The sequence below is a fragment of the Paenibacillus sp. FSL R7-0340 genome (assembly GCF_038002205.1).
Classification (GTDB): Bacteria; Bacillota; Bacilli; order Paenibacillales; family Paenibacillaceae; genus Paenibacillus; species Paenibacillus polymyxa_B.
Genome location: NZ_JBBOBY010000001.1, coordinates 2,172,836 through 2,192,220, shown reverse-complemented (window position 1 = coordinate 2,192,220; position 19,385 = coordinate 2,172,836). Strand labels below are relative to the sequence as shown.

General features: G+C 46.7%; 18 protein-coding genes and 1 other RNA gene. 2 read left to right on the top strand and 17 right to left on the bottom strand.

The genetic code is table 11. The features are described from left to right. Position 1: 1 nt before the first annotated feature. From MKX59_RS09745 to MKX59_RS09725, 5 genes are all read right to left on the bottom strand, one after another. On the bottom strand, positions 2-1,150 hold the full coding sequence (locus tag MKX59_RS09745; protein ID WP_053325775.1) for a cysteine desulfurase family protein: 1,149 nt from the start codon (positions 1,148-1,150) through the stop codon (positions 2-4). A 156-nt stretch (positions 1,151-1,306) separates the two neighbouring features. Beyond that, positions 1,307-1,999 (bottom strand): lytic transglycosylase domain-containing protein, encoded by a 693-nt coding sequence (locus tag MKX59_RS09740; RefSeq protein WP_053325776.1) that lies wholly within the window; start codon positions 1,997-1,999, stop codon positions 1,307-1,309. Between the two features lie 222 nt (positions 2,000-2,221). Beyond that, positions 2,222-2,614 (bottom strand): hypothetical protein, encoded by a 393-nt coding sequence (locus tag MKX59_RS09735; protein ID WP_023989470.1) that lies wholly within the window; start codon positions 2,612-2,614, stop codon positions 2,222-2,224. Positions 2,615-2,658: 44 nt separating this feature from the next. Then, positions 2,659-2,886, bottom strand: a complete 228-nt coding sequence (locus MKX59_RS09730; RefSeq protein WP_013311120.1) for a DUF1540 domain-containing protein — start codon at positions 2,884-2,886, stop codon at positions 2,659-2,661. A 182-nt stretch (positions 2,887-3,068) separates the two neighbouring features. Continuing rightward, a complete protein-coding gene (locus MKX59_RS09725) occupies positions 3,069-3,575 on the bottom strand; it encodes a YpuI family protein (protein WP_023989471.1) in 507 nt (168 codons plus the stop codon). Positions 3,576-3,761: 186 nt separating this feature from the next. Here MKX59_RS09725 and MKX59_RS09720 point away from each other — a divergent pair, with 186 nt between their 5' ends. Further along, the gene (locus tag MKX59_RS09720) at positions 3,762-5,642 is read left to right on the top strand and encodes a S8 family peptidase (protein ID WP_209942897.1); all 1,881 of its coding nucleotides are present in this window, start codon (positions 3,762-3,764) and stop codon (positions 5,640-5,642) included. A 57-nt stretch (positions 5,643-5,699) separates the two neighbouring features. On the opposite strand, the gene MKX59_RS09715 is transcribed toward MKX59_RS09720, so the two are convergent. Together MKX59_RS09715 and pdxR are read right to left on the bottom strand one after the other, a co-directional pair. Then, positions 5,700-5,930: a hypothetical protein gene (locus MKX59_RS09715; protein WP_071558470.1), complete on the bottom strand. Its 231-nt coding sequence runs from the start codon at positions 5,928-5,930 to the stop codon at positions 5,700-5,702. Between the two features lie 88 nt (positions 5,931-6,018). After that, entirely contained in the window at positions 6,019-7,494 is a 1,476-nt protein-coding gene (pdxR, locus tag MKX59_RS09710; RefSeq protein WP_053325778.1) for a MocR-like pyridoxine biosynthesis transcription factor PdxR, read from the bottom strand. Positions 7,495-7,610: 116 nt separating this feature from the next. Between pdxR and MKX59_RS09705 the strand changes: the two genes are divergently transcribed. Next, entirely contained in the window at positions 7,611-8,831 is a 1,221-nt protein-coding gene (locus tag MKX59_RS09705; protein WP_028540464.1) for an aminotransferase-like domain-containing protein, read from the top strand. A 414-nt stretch (positions 8,832-9,245) separates the two neighbouring features. Here the strand turns inward: MKX59_RS09705 and rnpB are convergent. From rnpB to MKX59_RS09655, 10 genes are all read right to left on the bottom strand, one after another. Next, positions 9,246-9,644, bottom strand: an RNA gene (rnpB, locus tag MKX59_RS09700) — RNase P RNA component class A. 102 nt (positions 9,645-9,746) lie between these two features. Continuing rightward, positions 9,747-10,862 carry a Nif3-like dinuclear metal center hexameric protein gene (locus MKX59_RS09695; RefSeq protein ID WP_023989475.1) on the bottom strand — a complete coding sequence of 372 codons (1,116 nt, stop codon included), beginning with the start codon at positions 10,860-10,862 and terminating at the stop codon, positions 9,747-9,749. Further along, entirely contained in the window at positions 10,838-11,599 is a 762-nt protein-coding gene (locus tag MKX59_RS09690; RefSeq protein ID WP_023989476.1) for a tRNA (adenine(22)-N(1))-methyltransferase, read from the bottom strand. Before MKX59_RS09690 ends, MKX59_RS09695 begins: the two co-directional genes overlap by 25 nt. Continuing rightward, positions 11,596-12,435 carry a hypothetical protein gene (locus MKX59_RS09685; RefSeq protein ID WP_069080385.1) on the bottom strand — a complete coding sequence of 280 codons (840 nt, stop codon included), beginning with the start codon at positions 12,433-12,435 and terminating at the stop codon, positions 11,596-11,598. Before MKX59_RS09685 ends, MKX59_RS09690 begins: the two co-directional genes overlap by 4 nt. 87 nt (positions 12,436-12,522) lie before the next feature. Further along, entirely contained in the window at positions 12,523-13,656 is a 1,134-nt protein-coding gene (rpoD, locus tag MKX59_RS09680) for an RNA polymerase sigma factor RpoD (protein WP_007431230.1), read from the bottom strand. Between the two features lie 43 nt (positions 13,657-13,699). Continuing rightward, positions 13,700-15,574, bottom strand: a complete 1,875-nt coding sequence (dnaG, locus tag MKX59_RS09675; RefSeq protein WP_025722118.1) for a DNA primase — start codon at positions 15,572-15,574, stop codon at positions 13,700-13,702. Further along, positions 15,567-16,043, bottom strand: a complete 477-nt coding sequence (locus MKX59_RS09670) for a YaiI/YqxD family protein (RefSeq protein ID WP_013311130.1) — start codon at positions 16,041-16,043, stop codon at positions 15,567-15,569. The genes dnaG and MKX59_RS09670 overlap by 8 nt, the downstream gene beginning before the upstream one ends. A 121-nt stretch (positions 16,044-16,164) precedes the next feature. Next, entirely contained in the window at positions 16,165-18,240 is a 2,076-nt protein-coding gene (gene glyS, locus MKX59_RS09665) for a glycine--tRNA ligase subunit beta (RefSeq protein WP_071558468.1), read from the bottom strand. Next, positions 18,233-19,120, bottom strand: a complete 888-nt coding sequence (gene glyQ / locus MKX59_RS09660; protein WP_023989480.1) for a glycine--tRNA ligase subunit alpha — start codon at positions 19,118-19,120, stop codon at positions 18,233-18,235. The genes glyS and glyQ overlap by 8 nt, the downstream gene beginning before the upstream one ends. A gap of 117 nt (positions 19,121-19,237) precedes the next feature. Next, on the bottom strand, positions 19,238-19,384 hold the full coding sequence (locus tag MKX59_RS09655) for a hypothetical protein (protein ID WP_155613687.1): 147 nt from the start codon (positions 19,382-19,384) through the stop codon (positions 19,238-19,240). Position 19,385: the final 1 nt, after the last annotated feature.

The following is a 19,385-nucleotide window of genomic DNA, read 5'->3' as shown; positions in this document are numbered from 1 at the left end:
TTTAACGTTTCCACCTTTCAAGGGATTCCAGCTTGGCTACAGCCTGTCGCAGTGCAAGTATAAGCTCATCGATATCCTGTTCCGAATGCTCATCACCGAAGCTGATACGAATGCCGCCAGACGCTTCCGCCTCATTGCATCCCATCGCCAGCAGCACCCGACTGGGTTCAGCCAATTTCGAAGAGCAAGCCGATTTGGTGGATACTACCACACCCAATTGCTCCAACGTATGCAGCATTACCTCGGCCTTCATGCCCGGATACGAAAAGTGGACAATATGCGGCGCTTCTTCCCCGCTGTTCAGCCGCAGTTGACGGATTGTCTTCACTTCTGCGACCACCCGTTCTCTCCACTCGGTCATACGGCGTGCTGTCTCTACTTGCCGTTCGCCCGCCAACCGTACCGCCTTAGACATACCGACTAGCAGCGGTACATTTTCCGTACCTGCACGAAAACCCTGCTCCTGAGAGCCGCCACTATGCAGTGGGAAAAGCTCCACACCTTCCCGAACGAATAGTAGTCCAGCACCTTTGGGTCCACGCAGCTTATGCGCAGAGAGGCTGTACAGATCAGCCTGCCAGCCCCGGATATCAACCGGTAGCTTTCCAAACCCCTGTACACCGTCAATATGAAATAGCACACGGGGGAACTGTTTCTTGAGCGCAGCTCCGATATCATGCAACGGTTGCACCCTTCCCGTCTCATTATTGACATGCATGATACTGACTAAAATCGTATCTTTACGGACAGCGGCACAAACCTGTTCGGTGCTCACATGCCCCTCCACATCGACAGGTAAAAATGTAACCTCGAAGCCCAGATTTGTCAGTTGTCTGCAAGCTTCGTACACAGACGGGTGCTCTGTCGATACAGTAACAATATGCTTGCCTCTGGTCTGATACTGCAAAGCTGCTCCCTTAATAGCAAGATTGTTGCTTTCCGTTGCTCCGGATGTGAAGACAATCTCTGATGGATACACTCCCAAAGCCGCAGCACATACTTCGCGCGAACGCTTAAGCAACTTATCCGCATCCTCTCCATACCGATGCATCGAAGATGGATTCCCATAGTGGCGTCTCATGACCTCGGCAACTGTTGTAATCACCTCTTCAAAAGGTGGAGTTGTCGCCGCATAATCAAAATATTTCATTGCACTCCCCTTTCTTTCCTATAACTGCTACAACAAAAAAAGACCAAAACAGGCAAAGGCCGCTACATTATAGCGACACCCTTTCCCCATTTGATCCTATCTGCGGACCTAATCTAAATGAAATTACGCACTTTTTTTCGTTATAAGCTATAGGGCTTAGATCGTATATTTTTCACGTGCATTTTGAATTTTGGTAATATATCTTTGCGTTTCCAGCGGAAGCTTGTCCAGTACAGCCATTAACTGTTCATCACTATTTACACCAAGCCGCTGAACCCGCCCGGGACCTGCATTATATGCAGCCAGCGCCATATTTTCTTGTCCGTTAAACCGTTTAATCTGGTAAGACAAATAACGAACACCTGCATCAATATTTTGAACAGGATCATATGGGTCACTGACTCCCAGACCTTGAGCCGTAGCATCCATAAGCTGCATAAGCCCTTTGGCTCCAGCCGAAGAAGTGACCGACGGATTAAATGAAGATTCCGTATCAATAACTGCTTTAATCAACGCTACTGGAATGCCGTATTTCTGACTAGCCTCGTTAATCAAATCATCATATGCTGTAGGTGTTGTGGGTCCGTCTGTTGCTGTACTGGAAGGAGCGGGATACAGTGACGAAGCCGTTCCCCTGGAAGGTCCCAATTGAAGCCATAGTAAACCGTTTTCGTCTCTGCTAACATCACTTGAATTTTCTCGAGTCACAGCACCATCTGTTTCCAACTGACCTACTTGTTCCAGTAATCCGGAAAAAGCGTCCGTTGTACCCGTCTGGGTTGTAGCACTCATATTATTTAACAGCTGCATGTCTAACATGGACTTGGACACGCGCGGATCAATTTGCATGTGGTGTTCCCAACTTTCTATAGTTGTTGTATCCCAAATAGCTTGTCATTACTGCTATGATACAACTTTTTACTATGTACTTCCATACCTTTTAATGAAAAAAAGCTCCGTTTCTGTCGAAAAGACAGCGGAGCTTTATAGATCAGCTTTAATGTAATTATATCACTAAGATGATTTTTCTCGGATATACAAAAGAAAACTGAGCTTTTTCCTCCAGTAGGGTCAACGAACGAACGGGATAAAAGCAAAATAACTCAATGTTGCCAGCGCCCCAAGACCAATCGACCAAATGCCGGTCGTTTTGCTGCCATTCACATAAGCAAAAAAACCTAAAACTGCAGCAATAGGCCCCAGCACAATTGACCACATAAACAATGAGGCAATTCCTGCAGCCAGACCAATATAGCCAGAAATACGACCACTATTGTTTATAACCTGCTCTTCACCCTTGACCTCATGTCGAGTCACAACTGATCCGGGAGCAACTTCTGCTGCATATTCTTCACGATCATTACGGCGCTTGGCAGATCGTTCATGAATGTGACGGGGGTAATCTACACGTTTGCGGCTAACATGCTCTTCATTCTGATGCTTGTCGTTTTCATGATCTTCCATAATAAACTGCACCTCCAAATGCGAAATGAATCGCGTAATAAAATTCACACGGACTTCGGCTTAAAAGTGTGGCAACAGGTTGCGGCTGACGTGGCAGCCTTATCACGTTCTTCTGAACTGAAGCTTTCCCCCGCATATTCTTCTTTAAATTTCTTTCCGGCATGACCATCAACTTCAATCATGATCAAATCTGCCTTGCACAAGTTGTTTTCTCCCCAATAATGGCAATTGGCTACGCTACACTTAACGATTGGCTTGGCCTCTTGGCTCATGATCATCACCTCGGATTCATTGTCCCCCCGCTACCCTGCACCTATGCGTTCATGGTATATGGCAGTTGGTGACATACGAAAAAAGCCGCTTCCTTCACCTCCTCCAATATGGCAGGAAGCAAGTAGAAAACGGCTTGCTTGTCTTAGTTTTTGATTAGAAATGATCTTCCCCGTTGAATGCTTTAGGCATGAGTACGTCGAGTCTGCATCCGGCGCTGAGTCAAATAGTCACTTTCATAATAAGTCAGATCATCACGCAATTCTTCAAAATTTTTCGTGATGTCCATGATCACTTCGCGAGCGGCTGGCACTGGCGTTTTACGGAAGCGGATAGCATCTTGTCCCGTATACGCATAGCGTCCATCCTCTGCGTAAGATTCATTTTTGGGATAAAAAAAGCTGTTCACGCAGTCATGGTAAACGTTATACAATGCCTTTTCCGCAAAATCGACGTCAAAATTGGCACGGCGTAAAGCCACACCCAGCTTTTCATAAGATACTTCGGAAAAAACAAGGACATGACGGAGATCCGACAAAAAGCCTTTGTAAAAAAGTACGGACTCCTCATTGCCATCTGTAGCCAGTTGCGGCAGAGCATGCTCATTGAGGAATGTTTCCACCCGTTTCACGGCAGTTTTCAGTCTCTCCTGCGCCGACTCACATAATTTTTGTACGTTGACTGCTGACATCAAGGCAGCTCCCCCTTATTTGTTGCTTGTTCATCAATTTGGTTACCCGAAAATAGTCCCTTCTAACCGAAAGAGCTGTAATTTTCAGTATTTATCCTACCACAAATGAGCATTGAAAGGTATAAAAACATGCCAACCTCCTCACGCTAAACCATAAATTTATGAATACTCAAGGAGGACGGTCCCATGTCTCGGCGAAAATGGTTAAAACCCCTGCTAGGAGCAGCTGCCGGGGTGCTTCTCATCACACTGATGCTGCCTTCCCGTGATCATCGCCCTACACCGCAACCCGAATATACGGCCAAGATGGTGCCACAGCAAGAGAAGCAGCTCAAAAAAGGAATGTTGGCTTTGGACCTGTCCGCTACGGATACCCTCACACGCATGGATGCAAGGCAGGATATTCAATACGTGATGCGGGAGCTTGATGGTAAAACTGCTGATCAGAAAAGACAGTTTACTCGCACGCTACAGCAATCGCACAGTCATCTTCATACGTTACTGTGGATTCACACACGCGACGGGAACACGAGCACCTACACGGGCAGCAAAGCACAAACTCGTCTGCTCAGTCATCCTCAAATCAACAGCAGCTTGGCTGCGGCTCGCCGTTCCGTCATGCAAAATAAATCCTACGAATCTGCTGCATTTCAGGCTGAAGGCGGTAAATATTTTGTCATGGCAGAACCATCGGCTGACGGAACATGCGGCGTTGCTGCCCTGGTCAGTCAGCAAGTATTGCGTGACGTGGAGAAGCATCAGCGGAAGAATTTGCGTTTGATTCCCTATCCAAAAGAAGGCAGCTACAAAATCGAATCCGTACATCCCGACACATTGCACGATATTACTGTCAAGACGGGCCATGACAACGAAAATGCAAGCCATTATTTCGAAAACGAAATTGTCGTTCGCTTCCGTCACAATCCTGATTCACGACAACTGCAGGAAATTGCAGCAGATTTACACTGTGCGCCAGGCCGCAAGCTTGGTTATACCTATGTATTTCATTCGGATAAGATGAACTTCAAGGAACTAAAGCAATATTTTTCAAGAAAGTGGAACCCGCTTTATACTGAGCCTCACTATATGTATCTAACCAATGAGAAAACACCTATCAAAGCGGACAGCTCTATCCCCAATGATTTGCTCTTTTCCCGCTATCAATGGAATCTGCCGGCTACTGAAACCAACCGGGGTTGGAAATTAAGCAAAGGCAGCAAGGACGTAATTGTCGCTGTCGTAGATACGGGAGTAGATTTGGATCACCCCGACCTAAAAGGTCAAATCCTTTCAGGTCATAACGTGGTAAATCCGTCTGAAAAGCCTTATGATGACGTCGGTCACGGAACGCACGTCGCTGGCATCATTTCTGCCCTCGTGAATAATGGTGAGGGGGTCGCTGGCATGACATGGTACAACAAAGTCATGCCGATTAAGGTACTTGACCAATCCGGATCCGGTACGACTTACTCGGTTGCAGAAGGTATTATATGGGCAGCTGATCATGGGGCTAAGGTCATCAATTTGAGTCTGGGCAATTACGCACAAGCTGAATTTTTGCATGATGCGATCAAATACGCCTATGATAAAGATGTCGTATTAGTTGCAGCTACAGGTAATGACAATACGGAACGACCTGGCTATCCAGCAGCGTATCCTGAAGTATTTGCCGTTTCCGCTACAGATTCTTCTATGCACCGTGCATCCTTTTCTAACTATGGAGATTATGTAGACGTCATGGCTCCAGGTGCAAGTATTGCCAGTACGTACCCAGGGAACCAATATGCTGCACTGTCGGGTACTTCAATGGCCAGTCCCCATGTATCAGCGCTTGCTGCACTGATTCGATCCATTAACCCCGATCTGACCAACAAAGAGGTTATGGATTTAATGAGAAGCAGCGTAATTGACTTGGGCACACCCGGGCATGACAAATATTTCGGATATGGTCAAATTGACGTGTATAAAGCGTTGAAAGCAGCACAACGTCCATATGTTCCTTTGCAATTCTATCCACAGCATTTAAGTGACAAGTTAAAATCAATATTAAAGAAACTGGAAACGTAAGATTCCTTATTGGAAAAAAGCAGCCATGTTGCTCCATGGCTGCTTTTTTGGGCTTTATTAACGCTTGGAACTGCTGCGAACAGGACGCTTGCCATGGCTGCGAGTATGACAGCAAGGTTCTCCAGGGTCCTTTATACTCACCGGAAATACGTGATGAGGTACAGGTACAATGTGCGTCTGATTAACAATTTCAATCGGATGAACCACAGGCACGACTTGTGGGAAAAATTGATGATTTACAAATTGGATCGGCGGGCACACGATCGGGTCGTAGGGGCAATGACTCATAATGTGCAACTCCTTTCGGTGAATTAGTACAGCATATTAAGAAGGCGTGTGCTGTGCTTGGATGTTTACCCCCTAATACAAATATCCCTTATAAAATAGGCTTCCGTTCAACAATGACCGAATGATCAAGCAGTTCGCCCAACAAACGGCACAGTTTGTGAAGACCTGTTTTAAGTGTTTCCTTGTCCGCATACGAAAAAGAAATACGGATATGATTACTGTCCATACCACCTGCATAGCATACTGCACCAGGTAAAAAGGAAACTCCTTCTCGGTCAGCCAGCCGCTCCAATTCTGGAATATCAACATTAGGTGGAAGCTTAATCCACACATTTAAGCCGCCTTCGGGAGCATACCAGCTGACCTCTGGCGGAGCATAGCGCTGGAGCGTATGCAACGCGACTGTCAACCGATCCCGCATTTGTTCCCGCAACCTAACAAGATGCTGATCAAGTCGGTTCTTGATAAAGGGCAATAGCGCTTTTTGCGTTAATAGAGGGCTCCCCAAATCCGTAGTAGACTTGGCAGCCACCAAACGATCCATTACACTGCCAGTGGCCGCTACACAAGCTATACGGCAGCCGGGAGCAACGGTTTTGCTAAAGCTTTTGATATATATCACATGTCCGGACTGATCATGCGCCTTGATAGAGAGTGGCGGCTTTGTTTTATAGTATAGGTCGGAAAATGGATCATCCTCAACAATGAGGCAATGATAACTTTGAGCTAGATCCAGTAATTGTGTGCGTCTGGCCATCGTTAAAGTTACTCCGGTAGGATTATGAAAGGTGGGTATCGTGTAGATTAGTTTTGGGGGATGAGTGTCACAGAGACGTGTGAGGATATCAATCCGCATGCCCTGCTCATCCATCGGAATCATAATTACTTTGGCACCACGACTGGTAAACACATCAATGGCCCCCGTATATGTAGGAGCCTCCATGTAGACAACATCACCAGAACCAACAAAGGTACGTGCCACCAAGTCAATGCCCTGTTGGGCACCACTAGTCACGAGCAGCTGTTCTGCCACTGTGCATATACCGCGTTCGTTCAGGTGATCTGCAAACACTTCCCTCAGCGCTAAATCACCTTCAAAAGTCCCGTATGCTGCCATTGCATCGGGATTTCCAGAGGATAGACGTTGAGTATCAGCGATGATTTCGCGTGTAGGAAGAAGCTCCGGTTGAATTGCTGCTATATGAAAAGAATAAGGAAACTGTCTGCTATGGTTAAAGTTTCTCCATAACTGTGCGCGCGGCAAATAATCGATCAGCGACATTTGCCATGACAAGTCCTGTGCTCCCTCACGTTGAACAGCTACCGAAGGCTCCGCTACATAGCAACCTTTTCCCTGTGTACAGGTAACCAAATGAATAGACTCCAACTCAGCATACGCCTTGCTTACAGTTACGGGACTTACCGCAAGCAGACTGGACAAATGACGGACAGAGGGAAGCTTTGTGCCCTGAGGCAGCAATCCAGACTGGATGCGATCTGCTAATGTTTTGGCAATCTGTAAATATAATTTGACACTGCTATTGCGGCTGAGATCAATATGCATCGGAACCGTCCCCTCCAAAAATCAACTGTTACATTTAGACGTTTACTGTTATACTTCATTATCGATATAATACAACAAATTTCATAGTACAGTATAGAACACAGGAGATGATTGGATTGGAACACAAATTTTCGGGTATGGCTCGTACTCAGGGCTCGTCCATGGTAAGGGACATTTTAAAGCTGACACAGGGAACAGATGTGTTATCTCTGGCAGGCGGCCTTCCGGCCGATGCCTTTTTCCCCATCGAAGCTGTTGCTAAAGCCTATGAGCGGGTATTTCGTCTCGGCGGTACTACCGCTCTTCAATACGGCCTAACCGAGGGCTACATTCCTCTACGGGAACGTCTTGCAGCAATCATGTCATCCCAAGGCATCTCCGTCACCAGAGATAATATCATCATGACGACGGGCTCACAGCAGACCATTGATCTGGTTTCGCGTGTGTTGCTCGATCCGCAGGATACTGTATTGGTGGAGTCCCCTACTTATTTGGCAGCTCTTCAGGTATTTAATTCCTATGGTGCCAACATTGTAAGTGTAGATACAGACTCTAACGGTATGCGATTAGAAGATCTTGAAGCCAAGATCAAAAAACATCAGCCTAAATTCGTGTATGTCATCCCCACCTTCTCCAACCCGGCAGGAAGTGTTTGGAGTATGGAACGCAGAACGGGCGTTGTTGAACTATGCCGTAAATACGGCACTTTGATTTTTGAAGATGATCCTTACGGACGTCTTAAATTTGACGAAAACCTTAACTTTCCATCCCTTTTCTCAATTGATCAACAACTAGGTGGAGACGGTCATGTGATGTACACTTCTACATTCTCTAAAACCGTTGCTCCTGGTGTTCGCTCTGGATGGTTGGTAGCCGATCAAGCTATCGTCGTTAAAGTCGCGAATGCCAAACAATCTGCCGATCTGCACTCCAGCAGTATTGATCAACGTGCTTTGAATGAGTTATTGGACTTTTTTGACTTGGACGGACATATTCGTACCGTGTCCGCCGAGTACTACACTCGTATGCTACGTCTCACATCGCTGATGAAAGAACGTCAATGGGAAGGAATCACCTGGAATGATGCACTCGGCGGTATGTTTATGTGGGTTACTCTACCCGAGGGCTTCCGTTCTGATCGGTTGCTGCAACTCGCAATTCAGGAAGGAGTCGCATTTGTCCCCGGACAAGTCTTCTATGCTGACCTAAGTGGCAGCAACCACATGCGGATCAACTTCACGCATACGGATCCTTCCCTGCTGCCTAAAGCGGTTGACCGATTGGATCGAGCACTGAAGATGTACACAGAGGAAAGTGTGGTAAAAAGCGTGCGATGATGGAGTTGGCAGGATATGTACGTGAGGCCGCTTCACCAATCATTTGATTTACGATCGCTGTTACCCCTGATTCGTTTGGAATTTGAATAGTATGGTGGAATCTGGGACAAAGGTGCAGGCCTCGCTTCTACAGATTCAAATGCGTTGCTACACTAACTACGTGCCTCATCCTCAAACGGTTTTACGGTAGAGGAAGTAAAAATTAAAATGAAAGCCCCCAGTAATTATGCTGGGGGCTTCATTCTAAGAAGGCACTATTTCTGCGTAAATACGGTATGTTAAAAAGGGTGTGCCATGATTCCCGTTGGAATATGACACACCCTTTTTAATTCAATAAATACATTTGGATTAAAAGCTTTCATGCAAACAGGTCATTTACAAAAGTTAAATTTATACATTTTAAGGTGTTGCAGTGGGGAAAGTTTTCCGTAAGCCGGGTTCTGTGCTATTCGTGGTACAGACGGGAACTACCCTCCCACTACAAGCGACAATCATCTATCTAGGCCGAACATTGCTATCCAGCTCCAGCGACCAACCTAGACACGCCTCGGGCTAAGGCTGCTTCGCGAAGAAGCTGTGTCCCATTAGGTCTTGCTCCAGATGGGGTTTACCAGGAACGAAGTCACCAGCGTTCCTCGGGGTCTCTTACACCTCGGTTCCATCCTTGCCTGTGCCGCAAGCGGCCATCGGCGGTCCATTTCTGTGGCACTATCCTTCAACTCGCGCTGACTGGACGTTATCCAGCATCCTGCCCTATGGAGCCCGGACTTTCCTCTCGCGGCTCACGCCGCCAGCGATTGTCTGTCAAACTTTCCGAACAACATTACATAGTATACAGGGAACGCGCGCATGATACAACCCTGAAAATATTGTAAAAAGTAGAAAGCTCCCTTTATTTTCTCATAGGCGTTGGTTTTACAAAAATTGAAAAGGCTCGGTTTCCACCTGAGATACATGTACTTCCGTTGAGTATCGACCTTCTGCCAAGCGTTTGCGCATCCATTCTACGGTTTTAGGCTTCATAATCTTTTCAGCGTTATGTCCAGGGTCAATAATAGCAATCCCCGCCATAAGGGCATCCTGAGCCGTGTGATAGTCAATATCCCCCGTGACTAATACGTCAGCTCCCTTAAAGAGCGACTTGTTCACATAACGGCTGCCAGAGCCCCCAAGCACGGCTGCCTTTTTGATCGTACGATCTAAGTCGCCCACCACACGTACATGCTCGACGTTGAGACCGTTTTTCACAACATCGACAAACTCCCGTAACGTACGGGCTTCCTTGAGCTTGCCTACCCGCCCCAGACCAAAGCTACGGCCTTGCAAATCCATATGGTACAGGTCATAAGCCACCTCTTCATAAGGATGAGCCTTCAGCATCGCTTGAACAACTTTACTGCGTACACCCTGCGGTACAATGGTCTCGATACGAACCTCTTCACTACGTTCCATTTTACCCGGCTCACCCAAAAACGGCTGTGTGCCTTCACCCGGTACAAAAGTTCCGTAGCCGTCAATGTTAAAGCTGCAATGGCTGTAGTTGCCGATATGTCCAGCTCCCGCCCCTAATACGGCATCAAGTACCCGTTGATGATGTGTTTTGGGTACGAAAACAACAAGCTTGAATAATTGCTCGGTGTGAACATCCTCCAGCGTACCTTCACTTTGAATACCCAGAGCTTCCGCCATCCAGTCATTCATGCCGTCCTCAGCCGTATCCAGATTCGTATGACTGATGTAGACAGCAATATCATTCTTGATCAGCTTTTCATACAATCTGCCCGCAGGCTGATCCGTGTTCAATGCTTTAAGTGGGCGGAATATAATCGCATGATGTGCAATAATGAGATCAGCTTTTATGCGGATTGCCTCTTCGACAACCTCATCATTAACATCCAGGGCTACTAATATGTTTTTGATTTCCTTTTGCAGACTACCCAGTTGAAGCCCGATTCTATCGTCCGGAACTGCCAAGTATTTCGGAGCCAGCTGCTCCATGTAGCTAATCACTGTCTGTCCTTTGGCAAACATGCAAGTACCTCCTCTAGCTGTTCAATTTGCTTGCGCAATTGCTCCCGCTTATGCTGTGCGGATTCCTGATCTGATCGTGCCACTTGTGCCAGCACATCCTCAAGCTTGCGAATCTCCAATTTCCATTTATAAAAAAAGATTTCATTCGGTGCTTTGACCAATAGCGGTCCGAGTTGCATTAACAAATCCTGTGTCAGTACCAGCGAACTATCGGGAAGTTTCCATGGTTGATACAGCTCATCCTGTTTCAGTGGGCTTACCGAATCAGGTACGGCCGTCAGAATTTCATATATTTTTCCGTCTTCTTCCATAATATGTTCACTTGTTAGTACCCATTGATGTTCGATGAGCCAACGGCGTAAGATATCCTCGCCTACGTTAGGCTGTAGAACAAGCTGTTTCACTGAAACAAGCTTGTCTTTCCCTTGCTCTAAAATGGAAGCGATCAAGGCACCACCCATGCCGGCTATCGTAATAACATCAACCTCATTGGCCTTAATTACAGCCAAGCCATCTCCCTTTCTAACCGCAATGCGATCAGTAAGACCTGCTTCGGCCACCTGCTTTTGAGCCGCACGTAACGGACCATCGTTAACCTCACCCGCCACGGCTTGCGGTACTCTGCCACTACGCACTGCAGCCACAGGGAGTAGTCCATGATCCGAGCCAATATCCGCAAGTCTGCTCCCGGCAGGAATTTGTTCCATAATATATTGTAATCGTTGAGAAAGTTTCATGACGTCACCCACGTAATCCATTTTTTTCGAGTCCAAAATAAAATTCCTACAACAAATGCCAACTTCAGTATGCTGTAAAATACCACATCACCCGCCGCTTGATGGCGCAGGATAATCATGTCTGCTTCAGCCATGAATGCTAGTGTCATGCCTATAGCGAAATAAATCAAAGCGAGACGCGGAAAGCGGCGATGTACCCACCAGCTTAGCCAGATCAACAATACTGCGTGCAAAATCCAAAATGCCTCAAGCATCACTAAAGTTGCTGTAGGCCAGTAGCGGCCTATAAGGACCGCGTACACTAAAAGCAGCCCAGCAAGACCACAGTAATGAAGTAAGCTGATCCGCAAAGTTAATCCCACAAGACACCATACTACACCGCATAGGCCTACGAGCAAAAGAAACCAAACCCTAGCTTCACCTTGATGGAGCTGAATGATCCACACACCCGAACCCAACATAATCGCACTGCCTAAAGTGCTCAACATCGCACTCATACTCTTTTCGGAAGACCGCCAAAATGCGGCCACTCCATAGCAAATCGCAGTAACTGCACTTGCCGAGAATATTTGCATTGCCAACGGAAAAGCGGTAAAATAAAAACCGATCAAACAAATGCAGGAAATAATGACAAAACCAAGAAGCCAGGCGATCCCATGCCCGTGTCTAAGATATGTAAGCAGCCCGGTGTTGTTACGGTTCTGGCTCTGCGACGGATCTTCGTCCTCCCGATACAGGTTAGACAAAAAATCGCAATATTGCTCAGGGAGCAGCCGACTTCGCCGCCAATGCTCAATTTCATGTAACAGTATTGCCCGTTTTTTCTCCTGGTCCAAGCTTCTTCCCCTCCACCAAGGCTGCCATGAGATAAAAAAAGACCTCCTGCGCGCTTCAAGCCGCAGAAGGTCCGCAATGTTACGCTTCTATTCGAGGAAATCCTTCAGTCGCTTACTGCGGCTTGGATGGCGCAACTTACGCAGCGCTTTGGCCTCAATCTGACGAATACGTTCACGTGTAACACCGAACACTTTACCCACTTCTTCAAGGGTTCTGGTTCTTCCGTCGTCCAAACCAAAGCGGAGACGCAAAACATTCTCTTCCCGTTCGGTTAACGTATCCAGTACATCCTCGAGCTGTTCCTTCAGAAGTTCATAGGCAGCCGCATCTGCAGGCGCCAATGCTTCTTGATCCTCAATGAAATCCCCCAGATGTGAGTCATCCTCTTCACCAATTGGTGTTTCCAATGAAACAGGTTCTTGGGCAATTTTCATAATTTCCCGTACTTTTTCCACGCTCAGCTCCATCTCGGCAGCCACTTCCTCCGGCGTAGGTTCGCGCCCCAACTCTTGCAACAGTTGACGCGATACGCGAATCAGCTTGTTGATCGTTTCCACCATATGCACCGGAATACGGATTGTTCTCGCCTGATCGGCTATTGCGCGCGTAATGGCCTGACGAATCCACCAGGTTGCATACGTACTGAATTTAAAGCCTTTTTCGTAATCAAATTTTTCTACTGCCTTAATCAAACCCATATTACCTTCCTGAATCAGATCCAGGAAAAGCATTCCGCGACCAACATAACGTTTGGCAATACTTACAACCAGACGCAAGTTCGCTTCTGCCAACCGACGCTTAGCTTCTTCATCGCCGTTATTGATCCGTTTGGCAAGCTCCACCTCATCATCAGCAGAAAGCAACGGTACACGACCGATTTCCTTCAAGTACATCCGGACCGGGTCATTAATTTTAATACCGGGAGGCAGGCTCAGATCGTCATCGAAATTAAAATCATCCCCATCATTGTTTTCCGGGTCGTCATTTTGACGCAATCTGGTAACTTCTTCGTCGTTGTCATTCACAACTTCAATCCCCAAGTCACCCAGTTGCTCATAAAACTCATCCATTTGCTCGGGGTCCTGATCAAACGGCGACAGTTTTTCCATGATATCTTTGTAGTTCAGAGAAGAACTTTTTTTACCCAACTCAATCAGTTGATCTTTGACCTGATCCAGTGTTAGTTCCGTCTCCAGTTCAGTATGCTGATCATTCGCCATCTTTCGACTCCCTCCTCCCTAGAAACATCCGACCTCTGTGTGTTCATTGTCTCTCTAGGGCTATAATCTCACTTGCAATTTGTGCTGCGCGCAAAAAGTCACCCAAGCGCTCAGCGGCTCTCATTTCTTCCCTTTTCAAATCCAGTTGCTCCTGCAATGGAAATTTTCGCACCTGATGAATATAATCATCCAAAATGTGCGGTGCCCATACGCCTGGAGCATCCATCATCATGATCGAACTTACGTTCTTCTCCAGCCGGTCGTCTTGCAAAGATGAAATAAAACGGCTTGTATCTGGTAACTTCCCTTGCGCGTAATAGGCATATAGATAAGCAGCAATTGCTGCATGATCCTCAATATTAAAGGCGTCGCCCAGATGCTTTTCTACATACTCTGCAGCTTCTAAATCCTGCATCATCCAGTGAAGCAGCCTGCGCTCAGCCACATGGTAAGCCGGCAACAGATTAGGTGTGGAGACCTGCCCTTTTTTATGCCTACCATTATTCCACCCATTTTCGTTATTATCCCCAAAGTTCTGTTTTTTTTGCAGGGATTGACGCAGTAAATTGCATTCTTGCTTCAAGGTTTCAAAATCCACCTTGACTTCGGCTGATACTTCGCGCAGATACACTTCCCGCTCAGTCGGGGATGACAGAGGTGCAATGACATTTAATGCTTCGCGGGAATACGCGATTCTTCCTTCTTCCTCTTGCAGTATATGGTTTTTTTTCAGATATATAAGCTTAAATTTCACCGTTGAAACAGCACTTTCAATAATTTGACGCTGGAATCGTTCGCCGCCGTATTGCCGGATAAAATCATCCGGGTCCATACCGTCACTGACCAGCGCTACTTTCACGTGAAGTCCCGCATTTTCCAACAGCGGAAAATTTTTAAGCGCAGCAGCTTGTCCTGCCCGGTCACCATCATAACAAATAATGACCTCATCGCACAGTCCTTTTAACATCGTAGCATGGTGCTCCGTTAGAGCAGTGCCCATGGCGGCCACCCCATTTTGTACGCCCGCTTCCCATGCCGAGATGACATCACCGTAGCCTTCAAAAAGAACACTCTGGCGGAGCTTGCGAATTGAGGTTTTAGCATGATGAAGATTGTACAGCGTTCGGCTCTTGTTGAATAGCTTGGTCTCCGGTGAATTCAAATACTTCGGCTGTCCCTCACCAAGTATACGGCCTGCAAAGGCAATAACTTTTCCGTTGCGATTCCAAATGGGAAACATGATACGATCTCTGAACCGATCCACATATCCATCACCCTCATGCCGGGGAGAAATAAGCCCTCCCTTTTCCATCTCCACGGGATCAAAAGAACGCTTCTCCAGAAACTGAACGATCGTATCCCATCGGTTGGGTGCATAGCCAATTTGAAATTGATCAATGATCTTGTCACTGAATCCCCGTGAACGCAAGTACTCCATCGCTGGTTTGCCGTGCTCCGTATTTTTAAGCAAAAAATGGTACATCTTAGAAGTTAACTCATACGCTTGCAACAGCCTGTCCAACTCAGGATGCTGATGCGATGAATCACGTCCCTGCCATTCGCCGAGCGGGATATGACTTTCTTCTGCCATTGTCCTGACAGCTTCGGGAAAGGATAGTCCTTCGATTTCCATCATAAACTTGATGGCATTGCCTCCCGCGCCGCAGCCGTAGCAGTAAAAAATCTGACGATCCGGTGTCACGGTGAATGAAGGGGTTTTTTCGGAATGAAAAGGACAGAGGCCTTTCATATACTTCCCCTGCTTGGTCAAATGCACGTACTTGCTTACCGTATCTACAATATCATGATGTTGTAAAACCGACTCAATGATATCGTCCGGTATGTTACCTTGTCCGGCACTCATATTAACCACCTTCATCTCTTTAGCACGTAAATATAATTCGATACCGTTACTCATTCTCCTGCAAGCGAAGTAAAAGTTTTGTCAGTTTATGTTGAAAAACTTCACGATCCTCTAATGTAAACGGTTTAGGACCTTTTCCATAACGTCCTTTTTTCCGTTCTTTGGCAGAAGTATGACGTCGGTCAAGCATGAAATCTATCGAATCGTTTCGATACATAGCTCCGCGAAAAGACATCACTTCACAACCTTTTGCCAAGGCAAGTGCAGCAAGACCATAATCATTGGTGGTTACAATATCGCCGCGGCGGATATGATTGGCAATATAGAGATCGGCACTTTGGTCGCTTCGGTCTACTTTAACGATGCTTACGCCTTTGCTGCCCTGAATGAGATGATCATATGAAGATACCATAATAACCTCAATATGAAAACGGGAAGCTATCTCCGCAATTTCACTTTTAACAGGACAAGCGTCCCCGTCAACAACGATCCGCACATCCAGTAAAGTTCCGGTTCCCTCCATGAGCATCCCCCATCTCCATCCGCATTCGAGTAAAATACGGAACGGCTGCAAGATTACTCTTACACCGTTCCGTATATTTATACCCATTTTTTCAAGTTGTTCATACTACCACAACTGACGTTTAAACTACAAGCTTGGAAAAATCGGCAAAACGCTTCAGTTCTGAGTCAATAGCAGCCAGCAATGCCAAACGATTATTACGAACAGCATCATCCTCAGCCATAACCATAACGGAATCAAAGAATGCCGTCACCGCAGGGGTAATGGATGAAGCAAGCGCTAACGCCCGTGTCGCATCACCTTCCTGTAAAGCTACGCTATAAGATTCATAAGCGCTATACCATGCTTCGTAAAGCGTTTTTTCGCCTTGCTCCGTAAACTCACCCGTATTAACTGACTTATGAACTGCTTTAGCAGCCAGATTACCTACACGATTAAAGGACTCAACTGTTGCTTTGAATACCTCACCTGTTTGAACGGCAGTCATTAACGCAGTTCCGCGGTTAACAACGGAAGCGACGTCGTCATATCCAGCTGCAAGCACTGCATCCACAACGTCATAACGAAGTGTCTCAGACAATAGTTTCTTCACGCGTAATCCGAAAAACTCATGTAATTCTTTACGTATTTCATCCGCGGAACGTTTCATATTTCCAAGGTTGCCGTGCACATCGAGCGCGATATTGAACACATCAGACAACGTAGCCGAAAGCTTGCGATCCAACAATATCTGCACAATACCTGCTGCCTGGCGACGAAGCGCGTAAGGGTCCTGTGAACCTGTTGGAATAATACCGATGGAGAAGCAGCCTGTAATGGTATCTATCTTGTCTGCGATACTTACAATCGCTCCAGCATTCGTTGAAGGAACTGTTTCTCCTGCAAAACGCGGCTGGTAATGCTCAAACACCGCTCTTGCCACTTCTTCCTTCTCTCCAGCCTTACGAGCATAATCCTCACCCATCACACCTTGCAGTTCCGGGAACTCATATACCATTTGTGTTACCAGGTCAAATTTACAAATATCCGCTGCACGACTAACCGATTCCTGTGTATCTGGGGAAACGCGAAGCTTCTCTGCCAGAGCATCAGCAATACGGCGAATCCGGCGCACTTTGTCTCCAACCGTTCCCAGCTCTTCGTGGAAAACGATACTTTCCAATTTGGAGAGTGCATCCTTAATTTCCAGCTTCTGATCTTCTTCATAAAAGAATTTGGCATCAGACAGCCGCGCACGCAATACTTTTTCATTCCCTTTAGCAATGACTTCCAGCGATTGACTTCCTCCGTTACGTACCGTAACAAAGTATGGCAATAGCTCTCCTGTGTGATCCAGCACTGGGAAATAGCGTTGATGTTCGCGCATGGAAGTAATGAGTACATCCTTCGGAATGTTCAGGAACGCAGGATCAAAACCTCCGAACAGTACTGTTGGGGTTTCCACCAAATACAGCACTTCTTCCAGCAAATCATCCTTGACCGCAATCGTCCAATCTTTTTCGGCAGCCAGCGCTTCAATCTGCTTTACAATAAGCGATTGACGTTCCTCAATGTCCACAATGACATGCTGCTTGCGAAGCACTTCAACATAGTCAGCTGGACTTTCTACTACGGCATCCTGTCCCAGGAAACGATGCCCTCTTGTCACATTTCCTGACTGCACGCCGGCAATCTCCAAATTAACAATATCGCTACCAAACAAGGCAATCAACCAGCGGATCGGACGAACAAATTTAAAGTCATAACTTGCCCAGCGCATGAATTTAGGGAATGTCATGGCATGTAAAATGTGCAATAAACCTTCGGACAGTACATCCGCTGTTGGTACACCTATGCTGCTCTTAGTTGCGTAAATATATTCCACGCCTCCAAGCTCCTTGAACGTGAACTGTTCAGGATCAACACCTTGGCTGCGAGCAAAGCCTAGTGCAGCCTTGCTCCAGTTACCAGCCTCGTCGAGTGCGATTTTGCGGGAAGGACCTTTAACTTCTTCGTTAATATCTTCTTGCTTCTCCGCTACTTCCTTGACAAGTACCGCCAAACGGCGAGGTGTAGCATAAACCTCTACAGCACCATAAGCAATACGCGAACTGTCAAGCCACGCCGTCATACGCTGCTTCAACTGCTGAATTGCATTCGGGATAAAACGTGCAGGGACTTCTTCCAACCCGATCTCAAACAATAAATCCTTAGACATTTGCCGCACCTCCTTTCTTCAACAGCGGGAAGCCCAGCTTCTCGCGCTCCTCCAGATAGGTCGCAGCCACCTGACGCGCCAAATTACGCACTCGTATAATAAACCCAGTCCGTTCCGTCACACTGATCGCTCCGCGAGCGTCCAGCAAGTTGAACGCATGAGAACATTTCAGCACATAATCATAGGCTGGAAATACAAGATGCTGCGCCATCGCTTTATTTGCCTCTTCTTCGTACATATTAAAAAGAGTAAAGAGCATTTTGACGTCAGATACTTCGAACGTATACTTGGAATGCTCAAATTCAGGCTGGTGGAAGACATCACCGTACGTAATTCCATTGACCCACTCCAAATCGAACACATTCTCCTTGTCCTGGATGTAGGAAGCAAGACGCTCCATACCGTACGTGATTTCTACAGCAACCGGACTGGCATCAATACCGCCCACTTGCTGGAAATACGTGAATTGAGTAATTTCCATACCGTCCAGCCATACTTCCCAACCTAAGCCCCACGCTCCCAGCGTTGGTGCTTCCCAGTTGTCTTCAACGAAACGAATATCATGCTCCAAAGGGTTAATGCCCAAACGGCTCAAACTCTCCAAATACAATTCCTGAATGTTATCCGGTGAAGGCTTCAAAACTACTTGAAACTGATGATGCTGATACAGGCGATTCGGGTTCTCACCATAACGTCCGTCTGACGGACGACGAGAAGGCTCAACATAAGCTACGTTCCACGGCTCAGGTCCGATCGAACGTAAATACGTCATCGGGTTCATCGTGCCTGCCCCTTTTTCCGTGTCATACGGCTGTACAATAATACAGTTGTGTTCAGCCCAAAATTGTTGCAGCGTTAAAATCATCTGCTGAAAATTCATTGGTACACGCTCCCTTTCCAATTCCCTCAAATGTTGGTGATTTCTTCTCATAAGCTCGTATGTACAGGACTATTTTATCCCAAAAGCCTTGCTAGAGACAGCAAAAAGCCCCCGCCTCTACGCCTGTACAGACGTAGGGACGAGAGCTGACTCCCGCGGTTCCACCCTACTTGATTGCGATCCTACATCACCAATCAGATCGTAATCCTCTTTTCCGTGTCCATTCAGACGCTCCCGAGTGCCTTGTTCACGAAGAATTCCCACT

Bases quoted from the DNA above. Each gene is read 5' to 3' on its own strand.
- MKX59_RS09745 (WP_053325775.1), bottom strand. From the start codon at position 1,150: ATGAAATATTTTGATTATGCGGCGACAACTCCACCTTTTGAAGAGGTG.
- MKX59_RS09740 (WP_053325776.1), bottom strand. From the start codon at position 1,999: ATGCAAATTGATCCGCGCGTGTCCAAGTCCATGTTAGACATGCAGCTG.
- MKX59_RS09735 (WP_023989470.1), bottom strand. From the start codon at position 2,614: ATGGAAGATCATGAAAACGACAAGCATCAGAATGAAGAGCATGTTAGC.
- MKX59_RS09730 (WP_013311120.1), bottom strand. From the start codon at position 2,886: ATGAGCCAAGAGGCCAAGCCAATCGTTAAGTGTAGCGTAGCCAATTGC.
- MKX59_RS09725 (WP_023989471.1), bottom strand. From the start codon at position 3,575: ATGTCAGCAGTCAACGTACAAAAATTATGTGAGTCGGCGCAGGAGAGA.
- MKX59_RS09720 (WP_209942897.1), top strand. From the start codon at position 3,762: ATGTCTCGGCGAAAATGGTTAAAACCCCTGCTAGGAGCAGCTGCCGGG.
- MKX59_RS09715 (WP_071558470.1), bottom strand. From the start codon at position 5,930: ATGAGTCATTGCCCCTACGACCCGATCGTGTGCCCGCCGATCCAATTT.
- pdxR (WP_053325778.1), bottom strand. From the start codon at position 7,494: ATGCATATTGATCTCAGCCGCAATAGCAGTGTCAAATTATATTTACAG.
- MKX59_RS09695 (WP_023989475.1), bottom strand. From the start codon at position 10,862: ATGTTTGCCAAAGGACAGACAGTGATTAGCTACATGGAGCAGCTGGCT.
- MKX59_RS09690 (WP_023989476.1), bottom strand. From the start codon at position 11,599: ATGAAACTTTCTCAACGATTACAATATATTATGGAACAAATTCCTGCC.
- rpoD (WP_007431230.1), bottom strand. From the start codon at position 13,656: ATGGCGAATGATCAGCATACTGAACTGGAGACGGAACTAACACTGGAT.
- dnaG (WP_025722118.1), bottom strand. From the start codon at position 15,574: ATGAGTAACGGTATCGAATTATATTTACGTGCTAAAGAGATGAAGGTG.
- MKX59_RS09670 (WP_013311130.1), bottom strand. From the start codon at position 16,043: ATGGAGGGAACCGGAACTTTACTGGATGTGCGGATCGTTGTTGACGGG.
- glyS (WP_071558468.1), bottom strand. From the start codon at position 18,240: ATGTCTAAGGATTTATTGTTTGAGATCGGGTTGGAAGAAGTCCCTGCA.
- glyQ (WP_023989480.1), bottom strand. From the start codon at position 19,120: ATGAATTTTCAGCAGATGATTTTAACGCTGCAACAATTTTGGGCTGAA.